The organism is Allobosea sp. 01N443 (assembly GCF_056399325.1).
This window is the reverse complement of record NZ_JBFTRC010000203.1, coordinates 1-10,217: the sequence shown is the minus strand read 5'-3', so window position 1 is coordinate 10,217 and position 10,217 is coordinate 1. Positions and strand designations below refer to the sequence as shown.

Sequence of the window (10,217 nt, the reverse complement as noted above, 5' to 3'; positions counted from 1 at the left end):
CCTCGAAGGTCGCGCCCTTGAGGACCGGGGTCGCCCCGAGACTCAATTCGATGTTCTCGACGCGCAGATCCGTCATTTGGCATAGGCTCCGAAGCGGAAGGCCACCGCCAGGCCAAGGGCCGTGAAGGTGACGCTGATCAGGGACAGGGCAGCGATCGTGGCGAGATCGCCGCTGGCCAGAAGGGAGACGATCAGCGACCCGATCACCTCGGTTCCGCTGGTCATGAGATAGACGCCCGTCGCGTATTCACGCAGGAAGATGATCATGATCATCGCCCAGGCGCCGAAGAGACCGGGACGGACGATCGGGATCACCACCTCGGTCCAGGTGCGCTGCAGGCTCGCCCCGCTGGTGCGGGCCGCTTCCTCGAGCTCGGGCGAAACCTGAAGCAGCGTGCTCTGGATCAGGCGCAGGCCGTAGGACAGGCCGACCACGACATAGGCGACGAGCAGGCTCACCAGCGTCGCCCGCAGCGGTGACAGGAATGGCACGAACAGGAACAGCCAGAAGAATGCGAGGCCGATGACGAGCCCTGGCAGGGCCCGTGGCAGCAGGATCATGTAGTCGAGCGCCACCGCGGCAAAGCTCGTATTCCGATGCCCGGCCAATGCCACGACGAGATAGACCGCAACCGCGATCGCCCCCCCGACCACCGCGATCAGCCCGGTATTGACGAGGCCGCGCGACAGGCTGGAGATCCGGAACAGCTGCTGGAAATTCGCCAGCGTCAGATGCTCCCGCAGATCCACGCCCTGCCCCCAGGAGTCGACGAAGGCGCGAACGGCAATCCCGCTGATGGGCAGGACGACCGAGATCAGCAGCCACAGCCCGATCAGGGAGAGCGCAACGACCTGGCCCGCCCGCCCGAGCTTGATCCGTGTCGGCCGGCCGCCCTTGCCACCGACCGTGGCATAGCGGCGCGAGCGGTCGAGGAGGCGGCGCTGGATCGCGACAAGCGGCAAGGTGACGAGCAGCAGCAGCACGGCAACCGCTGCCATGAGATGATAGGACGGCACGCCGAGCAGCGTCGTGAGCTTGTAGAGATAAGTCGTCAGGACGAGTACGCCGCTGGGATCGGCGAGTACGAGCGGCAGGCCGAAGCTCTCGAAGGCGAGCAGGAAATTCAGCGCCGCGCTGTAGACCAGCGCAGGCAGAACGAGCGGCAGCGTCACCTCCAGCGCGATCCGTGGCAGGCCGGCGCCCATCGTGCGCGCCGCCTCCTCCAGATCGGCCGGGAGGTTCCGCATCGCCGATGAGACATAGAGATAGACGTAAGGCACATGGCTCAGGCCGCCGATGACGATGAGCGAGGGCAGCCCGTAGATATTCCAGGGCACGAAGCCCAGCACATCCTGTACCGCGAGCGAGACGAAGCCCGAGGGCCCGACCGAGACGGTATAGCCGAAACCGAGGACCAGTGCCGACAGAAACATCGGCACCAGCACGACGGGCTCGATCCAGGCACGCCCCTTGATGTCGGTGCGTGTCAGCAGGAAGGCGAGCGCTGCCCCGAGCGGCACCGCGATGACGACGAGGCCGACCGCGAAAGCGAGCGTCGTCCACAGCGCACGATAGAAATCCGGATCAGCGAAGATATAGGCATAGGACGAAAAGCTGAATCCCGCGGTCGCGTAGAAGAATGGACCGTCGAGAACGCTCTGGTAGATGATGAGCCCGACAGGGGCGAGAACCAGCAATCCGAGCAGGCCGATCGTGATCCCGCGAAAACCCAAGGCATCGCCCCTGGCACGCATGAAATAGTCCTTCTCTGCCTTGGCGTGATGGGGCCGCTCAGCGGCGCATCGCCTGCTTCCAGCGGGTGAAGAAATCCGCTCGCTTGGTCTTATCGAGATTCTCGAGCAGCGCCGCATCGAGCGCGATCGGCTGCAGCTTGCCATTCGCGAGCTCGTTCAGGCTCTTGAAATTGGGCACGCCCTCGACATCGCTCCGGACAGAGGGAAGTCCGGATTCACCCATCACCTTCTGCCCCTCCTTGGAGAGCATGAAGTCGATCAGGAGCCTGGCTGCATTGGGATGCGGCGCGTTCTTGGCGATTAGCGCCGCACGCGAGACGGCGCTCGTGCGCTCGTCGGAATAGATGATTCCCAGCGTCGGATTGGCCTTCACCCATTCGGTCGCGTAGGCGCCATTGACGTAAAAGGCGATGATCTCCTCTCCGGAGACCACCTTCTCGCGCATCTGCCCGGAATTGGAGTAGATCTTGCCGCCGGCCTCGCCAAAGGCGGACATCAAGGCCCAGAAACCGGGATTGTGGCGCATGTCGTCCTGCATGGCGACATAGCCCTGCCCCGACTTCTCCGGGTCCCAGCTTGCGACCTTGCCCTGGAAGACCTCCTTATGCTCCTTCAGGAGCCGGGTCAGGTCGGCCAGGTTCTTCGGCACCATCGCTACCGGCACGAGCTTCTTGTTGTAGAGGATCACGCCCGGCTCGATCGACGTCAGATAGGCGGCGTCCTTGTACTTCGCGAAACCGGGCAGGTTCGGCGCCTCGGGCGATACATAGCTTTCCGCCAGACCATCCTCTACGAGGCGGACCTGGAGATCGAGGCCGACCGACCAGACCACGTCGCCGCCGACCTGCTTTGCCGCGAACTCGCTGACCACGCGGTTGTAGATTGCCGTGTTCGAGAGGTCGTTATAGTCGATCGTGACGCCGGGATATTTCTTCTGGAACGCACTGATGAGCGCGTTGGCCTGCCCGGAATCAGTCGGCGAGTAGACGACGACCTTGCCCTCCTTCTTCGCCGCCGCCACCACGTCCGCGTAGGCGGCCGGATAGGTGGTTGATGTCGTTTGAGCCACCGCCGCTGTTGCCGCGAAAGCAGCCAGGGCCATCGCGGCACAGGTCGTCTTGAAAAAGCCGGGCATTTGCATCTCCTCCTTGGTCGGGAACCCTCGTTGATCGGAGCCCCATGTTTGATCTGCGGGATATCAGGTCTTGGTCTCGAGATAGCGCTGCTTGGCTTCGGTCTTCATCGGAAAGCGGCCCGGCAGGGGGCAAACGGCATCAGCCCCCTTTGACTAACTCGCGCATTCGGGCAACGGCCGCGTCCGGGGCCGACAACACGGGAACATCGACGACTGCCCGCACCGCGACGGCCGCGCGCGAGGTCGAAAAATGCGCCAGCATGATCGCGTCGTGGCCGCCCAGATCGCGCGCGCGTTCGGCGACCAAGCGATTGTGGCTGTCGGCGTCGCCCCTGTTCAAAAGGGCGATGGCGTCGTCGACGACGATCGTATCGAGCGTTGCCGCAGCCCGTGCCTCCGTCACGAAGGCCTCGAACTCGCGGGTCATGGTGGAGACGGCAGGCGCGAAGGTCGCCAGCATTCCGACACGGCCACCGGTGGCGATGGCGCGGCGGAACATGGCTTCGTTGGGCTTCAGCACCGGAATGGGAAGCGTCTGCGCCATGCGCTCGATCGCCGGGCCGAAGGCGGAGCAGGTGACAAGGATGCCGTCGGCACCGATGCGATGGGCATAGCGGCCGAAATCGACGAAGCGCTCTGTCAGCCCTTCAGACAGATCCGCCCCATCCCTGGCACGGTCTGTCGTCAGGCTGTCGTCCAGCAGGTTCACCGGTTCCGCCTCCGGCCACAGCCGCGCCATCGCCCACATCACAGGCTCGATCGCGACGGGCGTCGCGTGAAACAGGACGATCCGGGGGCGAGCTGCCATCACACCTGTTCCAGCGTGGGGGCAGAAACGGCCTCACCTTGCGTCAGAAAGGTCTGGTCCTGCCGCCGTCTCAGGCTCCAGAGCGGCGAGGCTGCGGGCTCCTCGACCATGTCATAGGTTATCGCGGTCCCGGCCGGGATATCGACCAAGGCGCGGTTCCCGACGAGCAGATGCGAGCACGCCAGATTGCCCGCCGCGACGGGCTGCGCGGGCACGATGCGCGCAACCAGCTGCGGGCTGTGATCGTTGCCGAATATCTCGCCCGCCTGAATGTCGCGCGCGGCGATCTTCACCAGGTCATACCGCGGCAGGTAGTCGTCCGAGCCGGTATCAATGCCAAGCAGACCGGCCATCAAGATCGAGGTCGACGTCTCGACGCCACACAGATGATAGGGCCGATAGATCACTGCGGCAGTGTCGTCGTAATTGGCGATCTGCCCCTTCGTCGTCAGGACGTGGTTCGAATAGGCGTTGTCGCAGCGCACGACCAGAAAGACGCCGCCGCCGAGACCCGACTCCGTGGGGGCCCGGAGGCAGGTGGCGAGGTCGATCTTGCCGGCGCGATCGAACAGGCCGCCATGCGCCTGCTCGCAATAGGCGACCGGAATTTCCGTGATGCGCAGCGGCGCATGAATGAGCGTATCGACCGCCGGAGACAGGCCGGTATAGTTTGCCGCGATCGTCATCTCGCAAAGATCATAGGAGCCAGGCTGCGGCAGTTTATTCAATATTGCGGTGCGTCGCGCGACATAGTCCTGCGTGAGTCCCTGGGGAATCATCTGGAGGTATTTGCGATCTTCCGGGTCGACGACGAACGAGGCTTGATAGGGTGAATATATCGGCTTGTCCGTGATGACGCGCGCGACACCCGTTTCATCGTCGTAGATGAATTCCCCATCCGTGGCCTTGCCACCACTGATGACCGTCAGGCCGACAGATTTGGCCCATTCATAGAACTGGATGAACAGTCCATGCTGATCGCCGTCGACCGGCGTGTAGACGACCCCCGCCTCGCGGGCGAGCTTCTTCAGCATCGGGCCGACCGTGACGTCGCAATCCTTGGTGATCATGGCGACGTGCTTGCGATTTTCGATCGCTCTCAGCGCATAGACGACGCTCGCCTCGGCAATTCCGGTGCTTTCGCAGACGACGTCGACCGAAGGCAGATCGACGACAATCAGGGGCTTGTCGGTGTAGACCCGTTTGCCGGTATCGATTGCGCTCTGCGCAGCCTCGACACTATCGGCATAGGCGATCATCGCGGGCTCGAAGCCAGCCTTCAGATACGCGCCCTTGGCTGCGTCCAGCGAAATATCCGCGACGATGACGACCGAGAGACGCGGGGTATGGGGATCCTGCGTGACGATCGCGGTGCCATAATTGCCGGCGCCGATGACGCCGGCCCGCACATGGCCGTCCCTGGCGAATTTCGAATAGAGGTGATGATAGACCATTGGGGCAATATCCGCGTGCGTTATGGGAAGTCGGCTGCAATCCCAGGGATGATCAGGACCGGCCTGGACGTGTGTTCGGGGCTGTTGCTTAGATGCGTCCGGCTGCGCCCGCTCATCCGCCAGGGAGCGAAGAACAGGGTGGCACTCAGCGCTGAGATGAACGGCGCGATGGGGCGCAGAATGAGAGCACCGGGTTCGCCGCAGCCGACCGGGCTGCGCGCGCAGCACGCGCCCGGCGATCCCTCGCGTTCTTCCTCGATCCCATCATGTCCTCCCCTGCCGGATGTGCCGGACCATTTCTTCAAGCCGGCTTCATCCGAAAATCGCTTCGCAGCCCAAGGAGCGTAGCGTTCCCCGCTGGTAAAACAATTCGCAAAATCCTACGGATTGGTCAGGTTTTCAGACCAGCGGGAGAGCGCCGCAATGGACGTCATCGGCGGCATCAACATGAAGGTGCTTCAGACCTTCCTGGTGGTTGCGGAAAAGGGCAGTTTCCGGGTCGCCGCGGAAACGCTCAACCGGTCGCACTCGGCCGTCTGCGCCCAGATCATGCAGATCGAGGCGCAGCTCGGCGTGAGCCTTTTCGAGCGGACAACCCGCAGCGTGAAGCTTACCGTGGAGGGGAACCATCTCCGCGACAGCACGCGGAAGGCCTTTTACGAGATCAATCTGGGCCTGCGCCGGATCCGCGAGGAGAGCGACGCCAAGCGTGGGCAGCTATCCCTGGCCTGTTCTTCGCACATGGCTTCCATTCACCTGCCCCCGGTGCTGACCGAGTTCGTGCGGACTTATCCAGGCATCGCCGTCTCGGTCCGGGAGCTGACGTCCCGGGATCTCTACGAGGCCCTGCGGCAGAAGGAAGTCGACTTCGCGATAGGCCCCGAGGACGAGGGCACGACGTTCGACTTCACGACGATCATGGTCGAGCCGCTCCAGGCCCTTGTGCCCCATCATTTTCTCGATCGCCCTCGCGACAGCATCACCCTGACCGAATTGTCGCAACTTCCGATGCTCGTGCAGACCCGGGAGACCGCGGTGCGCAGGCTCCTCGACGATGCCATGCAGAATCTCGGACTGGAGGTGCCCACACGATACCAGTTCATCCAGTCGGAGACGGTCATCGCGATGGCCGAGGCCGGCCTTGGCGTCGCCGTGCAGCCGGCCTCCCGGCTGAAGAGCGCCAGTCTCAAGGCAACGGCGGTGCTGAAGCTGACAGAACCGAGCATTACGCGCAGCATGGCGCTGATCACGCTGCGCAAGCAGAAGCTGTCGCCCGCGGCGCAAAGCCTCGCCGACAAGATCGTTGAGGATGTCCGGACGATGACCGGTTTTCAGCGCAACGCGTGACGGTCAGCAATTCGACTGAGCGCTCCGTGGCGACCAACGAGGCCGTTTCGGTGGGGCCGGCAACAACGATTCGCACATCATCGAGACGCGTGGATTCGATTTGCAACCCGCCTTATCTCGCGAACTATCGCTGAACGGAGATAAGCAAAAACCGCCTGCGTCGCTGGCGGCGAACCGCTTTAGGTCGGCCTGTTCATCCGGACCAAGCTCGCATATGCGGGGCGGCAGTCGGTTGGGGTCAGTCACTGGAAGCCCTTCCATAGCGGAGCAGCCTTGCAAGCTAACGCGATAGTGGCGGGCCCGCAATTTCTCTCGCTCGGCCGAGCTCGGCATGCCTAGCGTCGCAGCGCCAACATCGGCGAGGCGGGCGGGATCTTGCTCCATGCCCGTCCCCGCAAGGCATCCTCATAGCCGACCTTGAAAAGAGCCTGCATGTAGAGGATATCGAACTCCGAGCGCGGCTGCATTGTGAAGCTCTTAGGCACGGCCGCAAAGGCGAAATCGGCCTTCATCTGCCGCGCAACCTCCGACAGCGTCGTGATGTTCGCGAGCGATTGGTACTTCACCAACGTCGTGATGGAGCGGGAGGCCAGCGCCACCACGCTGCGTTCGCTCGCCTTGTATTCGGGCCCTAGCTTGCCGTTGCGGATCGCGTAGAGACGCAGATGCCGCTCCTGCCCGAAATGGCGGCGGGCAGCACCGTTCAGGTCGAGCCCCGGCGGCGCGAAGAAGATCTGAGCGGAGACGCCGCCGTCGACATGCATCTCGTCATAGAGCCGGCCTTCGCTGGCCACATTGATCGCGACCGGCGGGAAGACGCCCGGAATGGCCGCGGAGGCGAGGAGCGTATCGACGAAAAGCTTGCGGCGCTCCGGATTGCCGCTGGCGGCGATGGCGCCGAGATCCCAGATAAGCGGTCGCTGCGCATCGAGATTCGTCGTCTGGACGAGCAGCCGCCGCCCCTTGCGGTGCTCGGTCGCGATCGTATCGAGCAGGGCGTCGTCGGCGTGATGCTCGATCAGGCGGCGCAGCGGCTCCGTGTCGTAGAGGGAATCGCCGAGGAGGCCCAAGATGCCCCTATTGCGAAACAAATCGCTGTCGCCATAGCGCGTGTAAATCTCCTCCAGTGCAGCATCATAGGCAGGGCCGGCGAACACGAAGGGTGCAGTCAGCGAGCCGGTGCTGACGCCGGTGACCACTTCGAAGCGCGGTCGGTCGCCCCGTTCGCTCCAGGCCTTGAGGAGGCCGGCTCCGTAGGCGCCGGCCCCGCCTCCGCCGGAGATCGCCAGGAAGCTCGCCTCCTTCCGGCAGGCACGGCAGCCCGATGCCGCAATCTGCCGATACTGGTCGTCGAGATAGGCCGGGACGCGGCTGTCGTTGCCATCGGCCCAGAATCGGACCGTGCCGTAGCCGACGACCTCGGCTCCCTTCTGCTGGTCGAAGGGCAGGGCCTGCGGGCGCTCCTGGAGGGTGCAGGCCGGAAGCAACATCAACGCGAAGTACAAGGCGGTGCGAGCGATCATCATTCGCCTCCATGATCGACGCACAGCATCGCTATCGCTTCGAGCCGTGAAGGTTCTAGCAAGAATGTGCTGTCGGCTGTCTGGTGGGGCAGCAGTCAGGCAGCTTTGGGTCTACCCTAGCGGCCTAGCGGTCCTCAGCCTTAACCTGCGCGAGGTCATGGGGATGCCTGTGTTGATGGCGGCCCGATGACCTCGCAGGGCAACGGCATTCACATCGGGGTTGAGGCCAAGCAAGAACGTTTGCCCGCGTGACCAGTTTACGCGTTCGCGCCTCCATCGACGGCAACGACCGCGCCGGTCACCATCTTTGCCGCAGGGCTTGCGAGAAATGCGACAACATCTGCGATTTCGCGCGGTTGCGCGAAACGCCCGATCGACGAGAGGCTCCGCTGGAAATCAGCACCTTCGCCATCAGCGGGGTTTGCCTCGGTGTCGGTTGACCCGGGCGCAACGAGGTTCACGGTGATGCCTTGCGGGCCAAGCTCGCGCGACAAGCCACGCGTGAAAGAGAGGAGCGCCGACTTCGACATTGCATAGGCCGTCACGCCCGGAAATGGGACGCGATCTCCAAGGCCCGATCCGATCGAAATGATGCGGCCGCCCTCGGGCAGGTGCGGTATCGCGGCTTGTGCAAAGGCGACCGGCCCGCGCACGTTGACGTCCATCAATTCCTGGAATTTTGCAAGATCAATATCCGCAATTGCTCCGGCCAGTGCGATGGCGGCACTATTGACCAGAATATCGAGACCACCGAGCGTTGCGACGATCTCGCTAACGGCCCGCTTGATGGCGTCGGGATCGGCGCTGTCGGCCTGGATCGCCAATCCACGGCGGCCCAGCTTTTTGATCGAGGATACGACGCTGTCCGCACGCTCGACCGAATTCTGATACGTAATCGCGACGTCCGCCCCGTGTTCGGCCAACGCCAGCGCGATTGCCGCGCCGATCCCTCTGGATCCTCCGGTGACGAGGGCGCGCTTGCCCTTGAGATCAATCATGTTTTGTCCTTTTTTGCTCGATGTCTATGGAACGCCGCATTCGGGTCCAAAGCAGCTGCTTTCAAAATGGTAGCGAGGAAGGCGGTATGTCGCCCTTCTGGCCCTGAAATAGGTCAAGGTGCGAGAAGCAACATCGCGGTCGCGTCAGAAACTTGCGCGATCCGCCAAGTAACAATTTCTAGGCGATGATTTTCTAGACAGATCGCAGGAGAAATTTGTCTTGACGGTCGCCGGATGAATTAAAGCCTTCGGATTTACTTTCTCTCTGGTATGCGCGCGATGACCTTGATCTCGAAAGCGAAACCGGCCAGCCAATTCACCCCAATGGCTGTCCAGTTCGCGTAAGGCGTTTGGGTGAAGTTCCTTTGCCTGACTGCCATGACAGCTGCGAACTGGTTTTCCGGCTCCGTGTGAAATGTCGTGACGTCAACGACATCGTCGAACGTGCAGCCTGCGGCGTCGAGTGTGGCCTTGAGGTTGTCGAAGGCCAGCTGGACCTGACGTTCGAAATCGGGTTCGGGTGATCCATCGCCACGGCTGCCGACTTGCCCCGAAACAAAGAGTAGATCGCCCGATCGGATCGCTGCGGAATAGCCATGCTCTTCGTAAAGAGCGTGCCTGTTTGCTGGAAAAATTGCTTGGCGTTTATTCATTTTTCGTTCGCTTTTCATGGTTGCGGATGGGTGTGATGAAGAAAATTGTTTGAAAGCCCGGCCCCCTTGGCGTCACGCGATGGGTGGCAGGGGCATCACCGAGAGGCAGCTGAACCTGTGCCGTGATCACCTCAGCTGTTCGGGCAGCGGAATGAACTCTGCCTCATCGCCGGGAGGTAGTCGGAAGCGGCCATGCTCCCAGTCGCCCTTGCGCCAGGCCTCTTTTGCTGCGTCGATCTTCTCTTGCGACGATGCGACGAAATTCCACGAAATGTAGCGTGGTCCGTTCATCGTCTCGCCGCCCAGCACCATGAGCCGCGCGCCGGTTTCGCCGGCAGTAAGGCTGATCCGGTCGCCAGGGCGGAACACCATCATCTGCCCTGCGGGGAAGCTGGTCCCGGCGACAAGAATACTGCCCTCGACGACATAGACGCCGCGATCCTCGTGATCGTCGGGCAATGGCAACTTTGCGCCCGCAGCCAGAACCGCATCGGCATAAAAAGTCTCGGTGAAGGTCTTGACCGGGGCGCGTGCGCCCCAGGCC

General features: G+C 62.8%; 9 protein-coding genes. 1 reads left to right on the top strand and 8 read right to left on the bottom strand.

The window, feature by feature from the left end; all coding sequences use genetic code 11:
* Window positions 1-72: 72 nt before the first annotated feature.
* From AC1DRP_RS31025 to AC1DRP_RS31010, 4 genes are all read right to left on the bottom strand, one after another.
* Window positions 73-1,755 (bottom strand): ABC transporter permease, encoded by a 1,683-nt coding sequence (locus tag AC1DRP_RS31025; RefSeq protein WP_476770501.1) that lies wholly within the window; start codon window positions 1,753-1,755, stop codon window positions 73-75.
* Window positions 1,756-1,792: 37 nt separating this feature from the next.
* Complete coding sequence (locus AC1DRP_RS31020; protein ID WP_476770500.1) at window positions 1,793-2,890, bottom strand: ABC transporter substrate-binding protein; 1,098 nt, start codon at window positions 2,888-2,890, stop codon at window positions 1,793-1,795.
* A 139-nt stretch (window positions 2,891-3,029) separates the two neighbouring features.
* Window positions 3,030-3,698, bottom strand: a complete 669-nt coding sequence (locus tag AC1DRP_RS31015; RefSeq protein ID WP_476770499.1) for an aspartate/glutamate racemase family protein — start codon at window positions 3,696-3,698, stop codon at window positions 3,030-3,032.
* A complete protein-coding gene (locus AC1DRP_RS31010) occupies window positions 3,698-5,152 on the bottom strand; it encodes an NAD(P)H-dependent oxidoreductase (RefSeq protein ID WP_476770498.1) in 1,455 nt (484 codons plus the stop codon). The genes AC1DRP_RS31015 and AC1DRP_RS31010 overlap by 1 nt, the downstream gene beginning before the upstream one ends.
* A gap of 423 nt (window positions 5,153-5,575) precedes the next feature.
* On the opposite strand from AC1DRP_RS31010, the gene AC1DRP_RS31005 reads away from it, so the two are divergent.
* Entirely contained in the window at window positions 5,576-6,499 is a 924-nt protein-coding gene (locus tag AC1DRP_RS31005; protein WP_476770497.1) for a LysR family transcriptional regulator, read from the top strand.
* Window positions 6,500-6,834: 335 nt separating this feature from the next.
* On the opposite strand, the gene AC1DRP_RS31000 is transcribed toward AC1DRP_RS31005, so the two are convergent.
* The 4 genes from AC1DRP_RS31000 to AC1DRP_RS30985 all read right to left on the bottom strand — a co-directional run.
* Window positions 6,835-8,022 carry a patatin-like phospholipase family protein gene (locus AC1DRP_RS31000; protein WP_476770496.1) on the bottom strand — a complete coding sequence of 396 codons (1,188 nt, stop codon included), beginning with the start codon at window positions 8,020-8,022 and terminating at the stop codon, window positions 6,835-6,837.
* A gap of 257 nt (window positions 8,023-8,279) precedes the next feature.
* The gene (locus AC1DRP_RS30995; RefSeq protein WP_476770495.1) at window positions 8,280-9,020 is read right to left on the bottom strand and encodes an SDR family NAD(P)-dependent oxidoreductase; all 741 of its coding nucleotides are present in this window, start codon (window positions 9,018-9,020) and stop codon (window positions 8,280-8,282) included.
* Between the two features lie 254 nt (window positions 9,021-9,274).
* On the bottom strand, window positions 9,275-9,673 hold the full coding sequence (locus AC1DRP_RS30990; RefSeq protein ID WP_476770494.1) for a RidA family protein: 399 nt from the start codon (window positions 9,671-9,673) through the stop codon (window positions 9,275-9,277).
* A 126-nt stretch (window positions 9,674-9,799) separates the two neighbouring features.
* On the bottom strand, window positions 9,800-10,217 hold a 418-nt coding region (locus AC1DRP_RS30985), incomplete at its 5' end, for a pirin family protein (protein ID WP_476770493.1).